Source organism: Streptococcus sp. 2022WUSS083 (assembly GCF_044427155.1).
In the GTDB taxonomy this organism is placed as follows: Bacteria; Bacillota; Bacilli; order Lactobacillales; family Streptococcaceae; genus Streptococcus; species Streptococcus hashimotonensis.
Window position 1 is genome coordinate 337,193 of sequence record NZ_JAOTGK010000001.1, and the last position, 15,902, is coordinate 353,094.

General features: G+C 41.4%; 16 protein-coding genes. 13 read left to right on the forward strand and 3 right to left on the reverse strand.

Annotated elements, in window-relative coordinates:
- The first annotated feature begins 9 nt into the window (after nt 1-9).
- The 8 genes from ODU41_RS01500 (at nt 10) to greA (ending at nt 9,058) form a co-directional block, all read left to right on the forward strand.
- On the forward strand, nt 10-339 hold the full coding sequence (locus ODU41_RS01500) for a hypothetical protein (protein WP_044684117.1): 330 nt from the start codon (nt 10-12) through the stop codon (nt 337-339).
- Nucleotides 340-352: 13 nt separating this feature from the next.
- On the forward strand, nt 353-661 hold the full coding sequence (locus ODU41_RS01505) for a hypothetical protein (RefSeq protein WP_024415267.1): 309 nt from the start codon (nt 353-355) through the stop codon (nt 659-661).
- Nucleotides 662-905: 244 nt separating this feature from the next.
- Nucleotides 906-3,998 carry a DEAD/DEAH box helicase gene (locus ODU41_RS01510; RefSeq protein ID WP_044684116.1) on the forward strand — a complete coding sequence of 1,031 codons (3,093 nt, stop codon included), beginning with the start codon at nt 906-908 and terminating at the stop codon, nt 3,996-3,998.
- A 78-nt stretch (nt 3,999-4,076) separates the two neighbouring features.
- A complete protein-coding gene (locus tag ODU41_RS01515) occupies nt 4,077-4,739 on the forward strand; it encodes a hypothetical protein (protein ID WP_024413976.1) in 663 nt (220 codons plus the stop codon).
- Nucleotide 4,740: 1 nt separating this feature from the next.
- The gene (gene murC / locus ODU41_RS01520; RefSeq protein ID WP_024385912.1) at nt 4,741-6,072 is read left to right on the forward strand and encodes a UDP-N-acetylmuramate--L-alanine ligase; all 1,332 of its coding nucleotides are present in this window, start codon (nt 4,741-4,743) and stop codon (nt 6,070-6,072) included.
- Nucleotides 6,073-6,127: 55 nt separating this feature from the next.
- The gene (locus ODU41_RS01525) at nt 6,128-6,613 is read left to right on the forward strand and encodes a GNAT family N-acetyltransferase (RefSeq protein ID WP_024396098.1); all 486 of its coding nucleotides are present in this window, start codon (nt 6,128-6,130) and stop codon (nt 6,611-6,613) included.
- Between the two features lie 71 nt (nt 6,614-6,684).
- A complete protein-coding gene (mltG, locus tag ODU41_RS01530; protein ID WP_105115235.1) occupies nt 6,685-8,502 on the forward strand; it encodes an endolytic transglycosylase MltG in 1,818 nt (605 codons plus the stop codon).
- Nucleotides 8,503-8,575: 73 nt separating this feature from the next.
- A complete protein-coding gene (greA, locus tag ODU41_RS01535) occupies nt 8,576-9,058 on the forward strand; it encodes a transcription elongation factor GreA (protein ID WP_024384565.1) in 483 nt (160 codons plus the stop codon).
- A 264-nt stretch (nt 9,059-9,322) separates the two neighbouring features.
- Here greA and yidC read toward each other — a convergent pair whose 3' ends face one another.
- Together yidC and ODU41_RS01545 are read right to left on the reverse strand one after the other, a co-directional pair.
- Nucleotides 9,323-10,237 (reverse strand): membrane protein insertase YidC, encoded by a 915-nt coding sequence (gene yidC, locus ODU41_RS01540; protein ID WP_074391729.1) that lies wholly within the window; start codon nt 10,235-10,237, stop codon nt 9,323-9,325.
- A 66-nt stretch (nt 10,238-10,303) separates the two neighbouring features.
- Nucleotides 10,304-10,585, reverse strand: coding sequence for an acylphosphatase (locus ODU41_RS01545; RefSeq protein WP_002942735.1), 282 nt, complete (start codon nt 10,583-10,585; stop codon nt 10,304-10,306).
- 130 nt (nt 10,586-10,715) lie between these two features.
- Between ODU41_RS01545 and ODU41_RS01550 the strand changes: the two genes are divergently transcribed.
- The 3 genes from ODU41_RS01550 to ODU41_RS01560 are packed head-to-tail and all read left to right on the forward strand — an operon-like array spanning nt 10,716 to nt 12,708.
- A complete protein-coding gene (locus ODU41_RS01550) occupies nt 10,716-11,456 on the forward strand; it encodes an RNA methyltransferase (RefSeq protein WP_074391730.1) in 741 nt (246 codons plus the stop codon).
- Nucleotides 11,457-11,502: 46 nt separating this feature from the next.
- Nucleotides 11,503-11,985 carry an HD domain-containing protein gene (locus ODU41_RS01555; protein ID WP_014638505.1) on the forward strand — a complete coding sequence of 161 codons (483 nt, stop codon included), beginning with the start codon at nt 11,503-11,505 and terminating at the stop codon, nt 11,983-11,985.
- A gap of 21 nt (nt 11,986-12,006) precedes the next feature.
- On the forward strand, nt 12,007-12,708 hold the full coding sequence (locus tag ODU41_RS01560) for a Bax inhibitor-1/YccA family protein (RefSeq protein WP_009910586.1): 702 nt from the start codon (nt 12,007-12,009) through the stop codon (nt 12,706-12,708).
- Nucleotides 12,709-12,758: 50 nt separating this feature from the next.
- Here the strand turns inward: ODU41_RS01560 and pepC are convergent, their stop codons facing one another.
- Nucleotides 12,759-14,090: an aminopeptidase C gene (gene pepC / locus ODU41_RS01565; RefSeq protein ID WP_024413982.1), complete on the reverse strand. Its 1,332-nt coding sequence runs from the start codon at nt 14,088-14,090 to the stop codon at nt 12,759-12,761.
- 133 nt (nt 14,091-14,223) lie between these two features.
- Here pepC and ODU41_RS01570 point away from each other — a divergent pair, with 133 nt between their 5' ends.
- Nucleotides 14,224-15,471, forward strand: coding sequence for a diaminopimelate decarboxylase (locus ODU41_RS01570; RefSeq protein ID WP_398578572.1), 1,248 nt, complete (start codon nt 14,224-14,226; stop codon nt 15,469-15,471).
- A gap of 99 nt (nt 15,472-15,570) precedes the next feature.
- A complete protein-coding gene (locus tag ODU41_RS01575) occupies nt 15,571-15,813 on the forward strand; it encodes a YneF family protein (protein ID WP_024390108.1) in 243 nt (80 codons plus the stop codon).
- Nucleotides 15,814-15,902 lie beyond the last annotated feature (89 nt).

Here is a 15,902-nt window from a genome sequence, read left to right on the forward strand (position 1 = left end):
GGTGATTCCATGATAGCGGGCAATGTCATTCTAATGTTGTTTGCATTTCTAACAGTTCCTGTTCTTCTACTAGTAGACTATGAAGATAAGCAGTACAAGCCCTTTGGTCTTCGTTACTGGTTTGGAGTCTTTGCGTGTATATTGGTATTTTTAGTGACTCTTTTGGTTTATTTTGTAACCTACGCAGCTGGATCCATCATGGTTTTCAACCATTTTGACAGGTTCTTGGTTGGCATCTTTCTTTTCTTGGTATTTGGAGCAAGTGTGTTGACGATTCTACTGGCTAGGGCTATCAAAACCTTAATTCGACGGACTAAGTATTATCAGCAGATGAAATAGGGGGACCGACCATATGGAAATAATCGGTGAAATCTTGGTTGAGTTTTTGACTGGTCTAGCAGACTTCGATGAAAAGAAACACCCTCCTTTTGGCCTTCGCTATTGGCTAGGTTGGTTGGGAGTTCTGATTCATATCTTACTCCTTGCCTTGCTTACTTGTGTGACCGTCTTCTTTTTCAAGTTTTTCTTGGGTGGAAAAGGCTTGATTAACGTAGTAGTGGCAGTTGTTTTCCTGCTATTTGCTCTATTTTGGCTTTGGAAAAGCAGAAAAACAATCTTGAAAATGTGGCAGGCAACGATTTATTATTTAGCTATTCATTAGAGACATCAGTTTACCAGCTGGTGTTTTTTTGATACCTATTTAAACAATTCAAATTGAAAATATGCTATAATGAAAAGATAATATTTTATACTCAATGAAAATCAAAAGTAGCCTAGGAAACGAAGTCGAAGATAGAACTGGAGTTCATCAAGGCAAGTTGACAACGGATAATTTTGATTTTCGAAGAGTATTAGATATATTTTACAGAAGAGCTGATGATTGGTTGAAGGATAAAGGAGTTAGAATGGGTCGCATGATGCCAGGGCGGATTCGCCAAGAAGGAATTGATTTGTACGAGGCTGGGAAACTGACTGTTCTTCATAGTGAGAATGGAAAGATGGTGCTGGATATTGCTGGTGAGCGCTTCACTTACGGCGATGCAGATAGCGATTTACAGTGTAGTTGCCAGTTATTTCAAAGTAAGGGCTACTGTCAACACCTAGCTGCCACGGAGTATTTTTTAAAAAATGATGCCTCGGGCAAGGATATGAAGCAGTCTTTGAAAGAAGATGGTGAACAACATAAGGAAACCGTCCGTCGGACTTATTTTGGCGGTCTCTTTTTAGATGAAATTTTGCGACCAGAACCAGAACTGGGGCTTAAGTATCAGTTATCAGTTGAAGGGAGCTTATTGCCCTATGATCGTCAGATAGATTGGACCTTGAAAATTACCCGCTTGCCAGATACACGTTCGTACATTGTGCGGGACATCGGAGCTTTTTTGCGCATTGTGAAAGCCAACGGTCACTATCAAATAGGGAAAAATTATTATGAGCAAGTTACTTATGAAAATTTTGATGAACCAAGTCAGGCTCTCCTGGATTTTCTCTGGGCCTTGGTACCAGAGAAAGTTGGTATAGATTCGGATATTCTTACTCATTTTGGACGACATTTTCGTCTGCCACAAGCCTATTTTGAGGAGGGGTTGGAGCTGTTAAATCAGCTAGAACATTTTAACTTTTCCTATCAACAGCAGTCCTATTCCTCCTTGATAGTTCTTCCGTTGACAGGGGAGGAAGGACTCTATCATTTTGAGGTGACCGTTCACACGCAGATGATTGAAATGGTTATTCACGAAAAACCAGTCCGACCTCTTTTTCATGGGCGTTATCTCTTAGTAAATGGCACGGTTTATAGTGTCAATCGCCATCAAGAACATCTGATTTACCAAATTTCCGAACTTGTTCCAACTGAATCAGGTTTGAGAAAGGTGCAGGTAGATTTCCCTGACCAAAATCGTTTGGCTTTAAGCTTGTTGGATTTGCAGACAATTGGGACTGTTAAGGCACCTAAACGCTTCATCATTCATGATTTCAAGCCAGAATTTCATATTCAGATGGAGACAAATGAAAGTTTATCACTCCAATTGGTTTTGGATTTTGATGGACGTAAGGTAAGGAGTGAGGAGGATTTAGCTCTCCTGCCTTTTGCCAGCCATTTCCAACATTTGGAGAGGGTCTATCAGGCTATTCGTCTAGCTGGCTTTAGGGGGGCATATCATGCCCAGAGAGCGGCTCTTAGTCAGCAGGAGCTCTATCCATTTTTCCAACAACAATTGCCTATATTACAAAAAATGGGGCAGGTTTATCTAGCAGAAAGGCTCCAGGCTTTATATATTGAAGCCAAACCTCAATTAGAAATTGTACGTAACGGCTCACTTTTGGATATTTCGTTTGACTTATCAGGTATTGAACAATCTGAAATCGATCAGGCGATTACAGCCTTGCTGAATCAAGAGGACCACTATACTAGCCCGAGTGGTAAGGTATTTGTTTTTGATGAGGAAACCAAGAAAATCAGTCAAACCCTAGTCTATCTGCGGGCCCGTCATGGTAAGGAGGGGCAGGTACAAGTCCATGCTCTTGCCGGTTACCAATTGGCTCAATCCTTGTCACAATTCAACCAAGTCAGTTTCTCCAAGGAATTTGAGGAAATGGCAAGCTATCTAGCTCAGCCAGATTTGTTCCCGCTTCCTGATGTGGAAGTAACAACGTCGCTTAGGGATTATCAGCAGACCGGGCTTAAGTGGTTGACTATGCTGGATACGTATGGTTTTGGTGGAATTTTAGCTGACGACATGGGGCTTGGAAAGACCTTGCAAACTATCGCCTTTCTGTCCAGTCGGATGACAAAAGATTCCAAAGTTTTAATATTGGCACCGTCCAGCTTGATTTATAACTGGTTAGATGAGTGCAAGCGGTTTGCTCCAAGTTTAGATGTGGCAGTTGTCCATGGAAACAAGGAACAGCGTGAAGAGGTCATTGCCAATGGTCACCAAGTCTTAGTTACCTCCTATCCATCCTTCAGACAGGATGTCGCGCTCTATAGACAGGAACGCTTTGACTACCTCATTTTGGATGAGGCACAGGTCATGAAAAATGCCCAATCTAAGATTGCACAGCTCCTGCGTGAGTTTGAGGTTGGGAATTGCTTTGCCCTCTCAGGTACGCCGATTGAAAACCATTTGACGGAACTCTGGTCTATTTTCCAAATTGTCTTACCAGGTTTATTGCCAGGCAAACAAGACTTCGGTAAATTAGCAGCCAAGGACATTGCGCGGACCATTCAACCCTTCGTTCTCAGACGTCATAAGGAAGACGTTCTTCAGGAATTGCCTGATTTGATAGAAGTCAATGTACTTAATGAACTGACAGATGAACAAAAAGCCATCTACCTGGCCCAGCTTCAACAAATGCGGACTCAAATAGCTGGCGCAGATGATGCTCAAATCAATCGTAGCAAGATAGAAATCCTATCAGGAATTACTCGCTTACGTCAAATCTGCGATACCCCCAGCCTTTTCATGGAAGAGTTTAGTGGTGAAAGTGGCAAACTTAATAGTTTGAAAGAATTACTCTTGCAGCTAAAAGAAGGTGAACACAGGGTCTTGATATTCTCCCAATTCAGAAATATGCTGGAAAAAATAGAAGAACAGCTGATAGAAATTGGGATGACATCCTATACTCTGACTGGTTCAACCCCTGCTAACCAACGCCAAGAAATGACACAGGCCTTCAATGCAGGAAGTCGAGATGCCTTTCTCATTTCCTTGAAAGCAGGTGGCGTTGGCTTGAATTTGACAGGTGCAGACACAGTCATCCTAGTCGATCTTTGGTGGAATCCTGCCGTGGAAGCTCAGGCTATCAGTCGGGCTCATCGCATGGGGCAGACTGAAAAGGTTGAATGCTATCGCCTGATTACTAGAGGGACAATCGAAGAGAAGATTCAAGAATTGCAAGAAAATAAAAAGAACCTTGTCAAAACAGTCCTTGATGGTAATGAAAGCCGAGCGAATTTGACGGTTGAGGACATTCGCGAGATTTTAGGGATTGAGTGATACGGAATCAGTTGACTCAGCGTAGAATTAGGAAATAAGGCCTAAGTATGGTATAATAAGGGTTCGAAAGGATGACTTATGATTAGACATGAAAAAAGATTTCCACTAGTCGCAGATGATGAGGTACTAGTTGGAGAAAATCCAATTATGAGTTTATATGATGAGAGCGACCTGATTAGCAATATCAGGGGACCTTATCAAGAAAAGGAATTTAGCTGGTCTACCGATTCACAGCGAGTTGCGTCGGCAAAACCAGTAGCACAAACGGAAGATGAGCTCCTGCCTCCTCTGTTTGAAGCTAAGCCAAGCCATTATTCTCGCAAGGAACGCCTTCAGCAACTGACTAAAACGAAGCCTTCTCCAGTGAAAACACAGGGGCAGTTGGCTCGTGAACAGGCTAGAGAAGACTTGAAGAAAAAACGATCAGCAACCTACTTAAGAGATGAAAAACCAGCACCAGCTAAAGTTGTGGTGAAACCTCCTGTCGTTTCAACAACTGAATCTAAGGCAGGTCGGTTGACACGTTTGGCGGACAACCTACGTCAGACAGACTATATTCTCGCTGATATGCCAGCTGTCTATTCTTTGAAGAAAGAAGATAGAGAACAGGAGCAGGTTATAAAGAAAAACTCGTATGACTTTTTAAGAAAGAGTCAGGTTTACAATTATCCTGAGCGCAGACAACAACGAGATCGCCAAGTGGCACAAGAATTGAATTTGACACATATAGAAGAGGAATAACATGACAAAAACCTATCATTTTATCGGAATTAAGGGATCAGGTATGAGCGCACTTGCTCTTATGTTGCATCAAATGGGGCATAAGGTTCAAGGTAGTGATGTAGAGAAATACTACTTTACACAACGCGGGCTTGAACAAGCTGGGATTCAGATTTTACCGTTTGATGAGAAAAATATTACAGCAGATGTTGAATTGATTGCTGGTAATGCTTTTCGTCCAGATAACAATGTGGAAATCGCTTATGCTGATGCCCAGGGCTATACCTACAAACGTTACCATGAATTTCTAGGTGAATTTATGAAAGGTTTTACGAGCCTCGGTGTTGCTGGTGCCCATGGTAAGACCTCTACAACGGGATTATTGGCACATGTTATGCGCAATATCACAGATACTTCCTTCTTGATTGGTGATGGTACTGGTCGCGGTTCGGCAAATGCTCAGTATTTTGTGTTCGAATCCGATGAATACGAACGTCACTTTGCCCCATACCATCCTGAATACAGCATCATTACCAATATTGATTTTGACCATCCAGATTATTTCACTAGTCTAGAGGATGTTTTCAATGCTTTCAATGATTATGCGAAGCAAGTAAAAAAAGCTCTCTTCGTTTTCGGTGAAGATGAGCAACTTCGTCGTATCACGGCAAATGCTCCAATTTATTACTATGGTTTTGAGGAAAACAACGATTTTGTTGCCTATGACTTGAAGCCTTCTACAAGTGGTTCACAATTCAAAGTTCGCCATGGTGAAGAAGAGTTGGGAGAATTCCAAATTCCAACCTTTGGTAAGCATAATGTGATGAATGCAACAGCTGTTATTGCTAATCTCTATATTGCTGGATTTGATTTGCAACTGGTTGCAGAACACTTGAAGACATTTGGAGGTGTCAAACGTCGCTTTACGGAGAAAATTGTCAATGATACTGTTATCATTGATGACTTTGCTCACCATCCAACGGAAATCATTGCAACTATTGATGCGGCACGTCAGAAGTATCCTAGCAAGGAGTTGGTAGCCATTTTCCAACCACATACATTCACTCGTACCATTGCGCTTCTCGATGAGTTTGCAGATGCTTTGAATGGAGCAGATGCAGTTTACCTTGCTCAAATTTATGGCTCAGCGCGTGAAACAGACAACGGTCAGGTTAAGGTAGAAGATTTGGCGGCTAAAATCAACAAAAAAGGTGGACTTGTTACAGTTGAAAACACTTCACCACTTTTAGACCATGACAATGCAGTATATGTATTTATGGGAGCTGGTGATATTCAGTCCTATGAATATTCCTTCGAAAGACTCTTGTCAAATCTCACAAATAACGTCCAATAAAAAGAAAGACGGAGGCCTATGGTCCCTGTTTTTCCGCTATATAAGGGAGAAAATTATGGAAATTCGTTTTGCTACTCCTTCGGATTTAGAACAAGTTGTTTTGATTGAAAATGCCAATTTTTCTAAAGAGGAACGGATAGCTGAGTCTGTTCTTGCCATTTATCTGAATGCTTTGAGTAAAACCTGTTTAATAATGGAACACGATGGGGAAATAGCAGGATATTTATTATCCTGTCCCTCTGTTTCGCAGACTGTGACAGACGATATTTTTTACTTGACAGAGAGTGACATGCCGACAGGTGGTCACCTAGCGATTGCCAGTCTATCCGTAGCGGATACCTATAAGGGGCAGGGAGTGGGAACTCTTTTGTTGGCAGCCATAAAAGAAGTGGCTTTAGCGGGAGGATTTGAAGGAGTTTCCCTGACCTGTAAGGAGTATCTGATTGGCTACTATGAAATGAACCAGTTTGAAGACTTTGGCCCCTCCTTGTCGCAATTTGGAGGACAAATGTGGAGTGATATGTATTGGAAAGCCTTGTAGAAAGGGAAGTTCTTGCAATTCATAAGCCTTTAAGATATAATGTATAGTAACTGTGTGAAAGGAGTAACAGCGTGACAAAGGATACGAATGAAAAAAACACGCAGTCTTCAAGCTTCCGCGATCAAATTTTACGAGATTTGGAAGAATTGAAGGTGAAACGTTTGGCGGAACAATCAGCGGATGTTCTTGTTGATAAGCGTAACGAAATTATCAACGAGCTCCAGCCTAGTCTTGCCGAAGAAAAAGCCCCCCATAGAGAGACTGAAATTGTAAAAGTAGAAGGTATTGCCTTCCCTGATTCATACTTGCCAGAAGAACAGCAAGAATCAGAAGTGATGACGGAAAGTATTGAAGAGCCAACATCAGAAACTTTGGCTACTCCAGAGACTTTTGTGATTGAAAAAGAAGTCATTTCAAGTCCGGTTCCTCAAGATACGGTGGAGCGGAACTTGGAAGAGCTACGAAACCTTGTAGCTGCTAATACTGTAGAATTTGATGAGGCTCCATCAAGCTCATTGGTTTCCGAACCAGTTGAGCCTGTCCTTTCAGAGAAGTCTTCTTTGGAAGATACATTTTTGGAATTTCCAACGGAAGATGTATCAGCTGTAACGGGTGATACAGAGGTTATCTCACTGGAAGAAACAATTGTTGCAACGAAGGCAGTAGCTCCAGTTGTAGCGACAGAAGAGCAGATGCAACCAACACAGTCTAGACGATCATCGTCGCACAGAGCAAACAAGCAACGTCGTAAAAAACAGGATAAAGCCGCTAAACGCATTGTCTCTGTTATCATGTCGATTATTGTAGTGGCGGTTCTAGTGACAGGTCTTACTGGCTATATGTGGGTAAAATCTAGTCTGGAACCAGTCAATACCAAAGCTACAGAAGCTATTCAGGTAGAGATTCCAGAAGGGTCTTCAACTTTAGAAATTGGTAAAATTTTAGTTGATAACAAGTTGATTAAGAATGCTACTATTTTTAATTACTACTCTAAAATTAAGAGCTATAATAATTTCCAAAGTGGTTTTTATAATTTAAAACAAAATATGTCTGTGGATGACATCGCCAAAGCACTTCAAGAAAGTGGCACTCCGACAGCTCAAAAAGAAGCCGCAGGTAAGATTTTGATTGTTGAAGGGTATACACTGACACAAATTGCTCAGGCTATTACAGATAATACCAAGACAGAAGATAAAAATGATAAAACACCATTTACCACAGAACAATTTATGGCTACTGTGACCAACCAAGATTTTATTAATCGAATGGTTGCTACTTATCCAAAATTGTTTGCCAGCTTACCAGCTGCTGATAGTGGAGTTATTTATCAGTTGGAAGGTTACCTCTTCCCAGCGGTTTATGAATACAGCGATGAAACAACTATCGAAGAGCTCGTTGAGCAAATGATTGCCGCGATGGATAATCGTTTACAACCATATTATGAAACGATTGCTGCTAAGAATTTGACTGTAAATGAAGTTCTTACCTTGGCATCTTTGGTTGAAAAAGAAGGTTCTACTGATGAAGATCGTCGAAACATTGCAAGTGTCTTCTTTAACCGCTTGAATGCAGCAATGCCTCTACAATCCAATATTGCCATCTTGTATGCTCAGGGTAAACTTGGTCAAGAAACAACTTTGGCAGAAGATGCAGCGATTGATACATCAATTGAGTCACCATACAACATTTATTGGACACCAGGATTGATGCCTGGACCAGTGGATAGTCCAAGCCTTTCGGCTATCGAGGCAGTGATTAATGCCAACACGACAGACTATCTTTACTTTGTAGCAGATGTTACAACTGGAAATGTTTACTTTACAAATAATATTGATGAACATAACCAAAACGTTGCTAAGTATGTAAATGCACATCTTAATAATGAGTAAATTCTTACAACAAAATTATGTGGTTTTCCACATAATTTTGTTTTCATGAAAAATAAAAGAAAAGGAAAGACAAATGGCAGAAAAAACATATCCAATGACCTTGGAAGAAAAGGAAAAACTAGAAAAAGAACTAGAGGAACTAAAGCTAGTTCGTCGACCAGAAATTGTTGAACGTATTAAAATTGCTCGTTCTTACGGAGACCTTTCAGAAAACTCTGAGTACGAAGCAGCTAAAGATGAACAGGCTTTTGTTGAAGGTCAAATCTCAACAATCGAAACAAAAATTCGCTATGCTGAAATCGTAAACAGTGATGCAGTTGCTGCGGATGAAGTGGCAATTGGTAAGACTGTGACTGTTCAAGAAGTTGGTGAGACCGAGGAAGAAGTCTATCATATCGTTGGTGCTGCAGGTGCAGATGCCTTTGCAAACAAGATTTCAAATGAAAGCCCAATTGGTCATGCTTTGATTGGTAAAAAAACAGGAGATATTGCAACAATTGAAACCCCTGCTGGTAGCTATGATGTAAAAATCTTGAAGGTTGAAAAAACGAAATAAGGTGTGGAGAGAGTCGAAAGATTCTCTTTTTTTTGTATAGTCTTTTAGTATATCTTTGATTTCTTCGACGAGCACTGAGGCGAACAGAGTTCGATTCAGCTCAACAACTTAAAACGAAAAATTGTTGACGAACTCTTCTATGAATGGTTGAGCTCTTTCCCACTCCCTATTTCCAACCTCCAACTATTTCCCAGATAGTTGGAGCAAGTAAACTAAACATACTATATAAGAAAACAACCATCTGAAACAGATGGTTGCGATTTTTTATCTAGAACGTTGTTTACCGGCGTTACGGTTTGATTTCTTCGACGTTTTTTCTTCGATGATAGCGGATGCTTTAGGAGTTACATCCTTGATAGTTGATTTATATGGTTTTGGAGGATTATTTTTAAATTCTTCTTCAACCTTAGCACGGATACGTGGTTTCAAGATGAGGTTTGTAAGAGCTTGTTGAATAAGACCGATAAATCCACCGACTACCCAGTAGAGGGTAACACCAGCAGGTGAAGACCAAGAGAACATAACAATCATCAATGGGTTCATGATTGCCACAGCTCTCATTTGTTTCTTCTGTTCTTCGTCCATACCGACTTGCATCAGAAGTGATTGAGCGTAGTAGAGGATACCAGCAATAGCTGTTAGAATGAGACTTGCAGAACCGAGATCAATGCCAAGGAAGGTTGCTTCTGAGATTCCTTCCGTGTAACGAGCTGCATAGAAGAGTGCCGTAAAGAATGGCATTTGAATCAAGATAGGAAGGCAGCCCATTCCACCAAATACGCTGACACCATATTGTTTTTGAGCAGCAAAGTATTCCTGTTGGGCAGCCAATTGCTCTTCTTGGGAACTTGCATTTTTCATGCGTTCTTGGATTGGACCTAAAATTGGTTTGAGGTAATTCATTTTCTCAGACTGATAGGTTGATTTCCAAGATTGGTAAATACCTAGTGGCATGATGAAGAGACGAACAATCAATGTCACGATAATGATAGCAACACCGAAACCGAGTCCTTGGTTTTCCGCGAAGAATTTAATCAGGTTTCCCATTGGGGCAACAAGGAAGTTGTAGACCCAACCTTCACCAGTAGGAACACCGTTCTTTGTCTGCACACATCCTGATAGAAATACTAGCGTAGACAGGGCTAGACCTGTTAATAAAATTCGTTTATTCTTTTTCAAAATGATACATTCCTTTTTTTACAAGATACATTCTATTTTACTTTTTTTGTTCAAAATATACAAGTTTTATCTATACGCCACCTGAAAATCCTTATAGTCTTCGAAGTTGGCTAGGGTGACATCTAGATAGGTGACTTTGGCCATACGAGAAGGCCCTTTCCGAATTTCATGGATAAAATGGCTAAGTTTCTCAGCATTATCTGACTGAGCTAAAATGGTGACAGTTCCATCATCATTATTCCAAACTCTGCCGTAGATGTCGCCTATTTCCACAGCTAAAAATTGAACAGACCAACGAAAGCCGACTCCTTGCACACGACCAGATGCAATCATTTTTACCTTTCGCATAAGTTTCTCCTTTTGACAAGACATTTACTTTATTATATCATGGTTGGGTAAGACTGTTCAAAAATCAAGATAATTGATTTAGCCGTTGGAAAATTGAAGTTGCTGAGCAGTAAAAGAAAAAGGGGCATTCATGGAGATCATTCGCTCAAAGGCCAATCATTTGGTCAAGCAGGTTAAGAAATTACAACAGAAAAAATACCGTACTTCTTCTTATTTGATTGAAGGTTGGCATTTGTTGGAGGAGGCTTTGGCAGCCAAAGTACCTATTGAACATATTTTGGTATCAGAAGAACATGTTCATCGGGTTGCTGGCTTATCCAATGTAACAGTTGTCAGTTCAGATATTATGCAGGATTTGGCAGACTCACGGACACCGCAAGGGGTAGTAGCTCAACTGTCCTTACCAAATCAGACCTTACCCGATGTCTTAACAGGGAAATTTTTGGTTCTGGAGGATGTGCAGGACCCTGGAAATGTTGGTACCATGATTCGTACAGCTGATGCAGCTGGTTTTGATGGAGTATTCCTATCGGATAAGTCGGCAGATATTTACAATATGAAAGTTCTGCGTTCCATGCAAGGGAGTCATTTCCACTTGCCAGTTTATCGGATGCCGATGACCGCTATTTTTTCTGCTTTAAAAAGCAATCAGATAGAAATCTTGGCAACAACCCTCTCTAGTCAGTCGGTTGACTATAAGGAAGTTACGCCAAATCCGAGTTTTGCCTTGGTCATGGGAAATGAAGGTCAAGGAATTTCAACTTTTGTAGCCGATGAGGCGGATCAACTTGTCCATATTACCATGCCAGGGCAGGCGGAAAGCCTCAATGTAGCAATTGCGGCGGGCATTCTATTGTTTAGCTTTATTTAAGCCAAGTGTACTATAGTGTGGTATAATATTCCAACGAGGTTAACGAATGGTTGCATATAAACAAGATAAAGAATACATGCATTACGTGGGGCACTTGATTGCCACACCCAAGGTGCAAAAATTGGGGAAGATTCCTCATCATTATCACTCCACGCGCTTGGAACATTCCATCAATGTCTCTTATACAAGCTATAAGATTGCGAAAAAATTTGGTTGGGATGCCAAGTCAACAGCTCGTGGTGGTCTATTGCATGATTTATTCTTCTATGACTGGAGAGATACCAAATTCAACAAGAGCCATGCTTGGGTTCATCCACGAATTGCTAAACGCAATGCTCAGAAACTCATTCAACTCAATAAACTAGAAGAAGACATCATTGTGAAGCATATGTTTGGTGCGACAATCGCTCCTCCTCGCTACAAGGAATCCTGGATTGTGACGTGTGTGGATAAGTATTGGGCTGTGAGAGAGTGGAGTCTGCCCTTACAACACAAGTGGAAAAATCGTAAGGTCTTCCGTTTTCAATAAGATGATTTAAAGGAGAATAGTATGAATAACGATTCATTTATTATTAATCAGGTGGATAATACCGCCCTCAACCGTTTCTTCGGTAAAATTTATGGTGTGGTTGCCATGGGAATTGGTCTGTCAGCTCTAGTTTCTTTCTTGGCTGTGACCGTCTTTCAATCTTTATTGCTTAGTCTGCTGAGTGCAGGTTCCATCATCATGATGCTGATTATGATTGGTCAGATTGCCTTGGTTGTTTCTGCTTCAGCAATGGCAGCTAAAAATAGCCCAATGGCTCTACCAATGTTTCTTGCCTACTCAGTAACAAATGGGATTACCATCAGCATGATCTTGATGTTTTATACCAGCGAAACAGTTGTTCTTGCCTTTGTGTCAGCGGCTCTCATGTTTGCTATCATGGCTGTAATTGGGATGACAACGAAGAAGGATCTTTCTGGTATGGCTCAGGCATTGCGTGCAGCTCTATGGGGAATTATTATTGCAAGTGTTATTAATATCTTCCTTCGTAGCTCAGGTCTAAGCTTTATGATGTCTATCATTTCTGTTTTGGTATTCTCAGGTTTGATTGCTTATGACAACCAACGTATCCGCAATGTTTTCGAACAAACTGGTGGTAATGTTGGCCAAGGTTGGGTCGTATCCATGGCGCTTCAGCTCTATCTTGACTTCATCAACCTCTTCCTCAACTTACTCCGTATCTTTGGTGGTTTGAGTAGAGACTAATTATGACATATAAAAAAGAGGGTTGTCCTCTTTTTTTTATATGTCGTTTGTTATGCTAGAGCTCCCATTGGATCCCATGGGGAAAGGACTTGTGGTTGAGCTTGATAAGCTGCTAGTTCTTCTGGTGTGAGGAATTCTTTTCGGACAACAATCTGATAAGTATACTCGTCCATCCAGCTATCTGATGCGACGAAGTATCCCTTGTCACCAACCTTGTCACCCCAAGAGTTTTCTACTTTCCATTTGAGAGGTTGCTCATTATCGTCTAAATCAACACCAGTTAAGACCATAGCGTGGGTCATCAAGCTCTCGGAGTAGTCTAATCTTCCAGCCTTGTCTTGATGGAAATGGATACCCAGACCTGAAGAGAAGTCGTAGGTGTTGGTTGCCATAATACCAGTTTGACGGTTGCTACTTTGACCGACATCGGAACCAAACCAAACGGACTCACCAGCTTTGAGTTGGGCAATAGCCAGTTCTTTAAACCGGTTCATTTCTACATTGAGATAACGGACAGCAGGCGCGCCAACGACGTTCCCCAATAATTCGACTGTATAAGATTTATTGTAGGGTTTGTCAGTTGTAGGAGCGTTGATAATGGAGACATAGTCAGATAGTTTCAAACCAACGTATTTCTCGTAGAATGCCTGAGGTGTTACATTTGTATCACGGTGATAGACATTGTCTTTATCTCTATATGCAAAATCAAAGCTGCGTGGAGGGAGGCCAAGGTTGACGGCTAGGAAGTTAAAGATTTCTTGAAGTAAGTTTTCTTTTTGTGTTTGAATCTCTTCCGGAGATGCTCCTTTGGTAAGGAGGTCTCGCAAGATTTGTGCATCTTGACGGAGCAATTTGTTAAGGTACTGATTGAGCTCACGGCTGGCACTGGATGAGATAGATTCTGGATAGACGGATTTCGGTACCACACCATATTTTTCAAATAGGGCAACAACCATATCCCATTGACCGCCATCTTGTTGCGGGGTATCCAATAAGAATTTTACCTTACGGCTACCAATTTCTTGGTCAGCTGTGGCAATGATTTGTTCGAGGAACCAGTTGGATTTTTCATATTTATCCCAAAAGAAGGTATGGGCCTGTGATAGCTCAAAATTCTCCAGTTTGAAGTCAGAGATGAGCTTGTGGCGGAAGGTGTTTAATGCAGCAAACATCCAGCAACGTCCAGAAGCCTTTTGGTTTGAAACAGCGTCCTTGGTCAAATCGATTGAAAAGACATAGTCATTGTCAATGGCGCTTTGGCGTGTTTCTAAGGATTTCAAAAGTCCGTTATGGCTAACGGCATTTTCGGTTGCCTGTAGGCTTGGATTAGCTAGATAGTTGGCATACAAGCGTTCTGTAAAATCAAAATCTAATGTTGACATATATTACTCCTTTTTTAATGATAATCACATTATAGCGCTCATAATTTATTTTGCAAGTATTTGGTGGAGTTGAAAGCTACAGTTCCTCACATATTTGTGATATAATAGGAAAAATATTTGATGAGGTAGCGACATGACCAAGACACCATTTGTTAGTAAAGAAATTTTGGATACCATTACGGAGCAATTTCCGACTCCTTTTCATTTGTATGATGAAAAAGGCATTCGTGAGAAGGCCCGTGCCCTCAATGCAGCTTTTTCATGGAACAAGGGCTTTAAGGAATATTTTGCGGTCAAGGCGACTCCAACTCCAGCTATTTTAAAAATTCTTCAAGAAGAAGGCTGTGGAGTGGACTGTGCAACAGATGTAGAAGTGCTGATGAGTGAAAAATTGGGCTTTAAGGACATCATGTTCACATCCAATGATACCCAGGCGCAAGAATTTGTCTATGCCAGAAAAGTTGGGGCGACCATTAACCTTGATGCCTATGAGCATATTGAATTTTTAAAAAATGTTGCTGGGATCCCAGAAACGGTCTGCCTGCGTTACAATCCAGGTGGGGTCTTCTCGCTGGGAACGGACATTATGGACCATCCAGAAGAATCTAAATTTGGGATGACCAAGGACCAGCTCATGAAGGGCTACAAGGAATTGAAAGAGCTTGGTGTCAAGGAGTTTGGGATTCATGCCTTTCTGGCTTCAAATACTGTGACCAATGATTACTATCCTGTCTTAGCTCGCCAACTCTTTGAATTGGCCTTGGAAATCCGTGAGGAAACAGGTGTGACCTTGGACTTCATCAACCTGTCAGGTGGGATTGGGGTCAACTATCGTCCTGAACAAGAGCCGAATGACATTGCTGTCATTGGTGAGGGGGTTCGTAAAGCCTATGAGGAAATTCTCACGCCAGCAGGTATGGGACATGTGAAAATTTTTACGGAATTGGGACGCTTTATGTTGGCTCCACACGGTCACTTGATTACCAAGGTCCTTCATCGTAAGGAAACCTATCGGACTTATATTGGTGTCGATGCATCAGCTGCCAACCTCATGCGTCCTGCTTTCTATGGTGCCTACCACCATATCACCAACATCACGCGCCCAGATGCCCCAATCGAAGTGGTGGATGTGGCAGGTTCTCTCTGCGAGAACAACGACAAGTTTGCAGTTAATCGTGAATTACCACGGGCAGAAGTAGGTGACACCTTGGTCATTCATGACAGTGGTGCCCACGGCTTCTCCATGGGCTACAACTACAATGGTCGTCTGCGTTCCTCTGAAATTCTTTTACAAGAAGATGGCACAGCGCGTATGATTCGTCGTGCTGAAACACCTGAGGATTATTTCGCGACCATTTACGGTTTTGAATTTGACAGGTAAGTCTTGGAAAAGCCTGAGGAATTTGGTATAATAGTGTCAGTATGAGATTGCGCGATGCAATACCAGATGAATTATTTTTTAGAAAATCAGGAGATTGATATGCAATTAGGTATCGGTTTAGTAATTGTTTTGGTGCTTGTGGCACTTGCAGGTGGTGTAGCCTTGGGGATTTACTTGTCACGCAAACAAGTGGAAAACTACATTGCTGACAAGCCAGTTTTGGATGAAAATGCCTTGCGCTTGATGATGAGCCAAATGGGTCAAAAACCAAGCGAAGCAAAAGTACAACAAGTACTTCGCCAAATCAAGAGCCAACAAAAAGTGGCAAGCAAGAAAAAATAATCAAACTGGGACTGGGATATTCATTCCCAGATCCCATTTTTTGAGTAGAAAAGAAAGGCTAGTCAGATTTTCTGGCTATTCTCAGTATT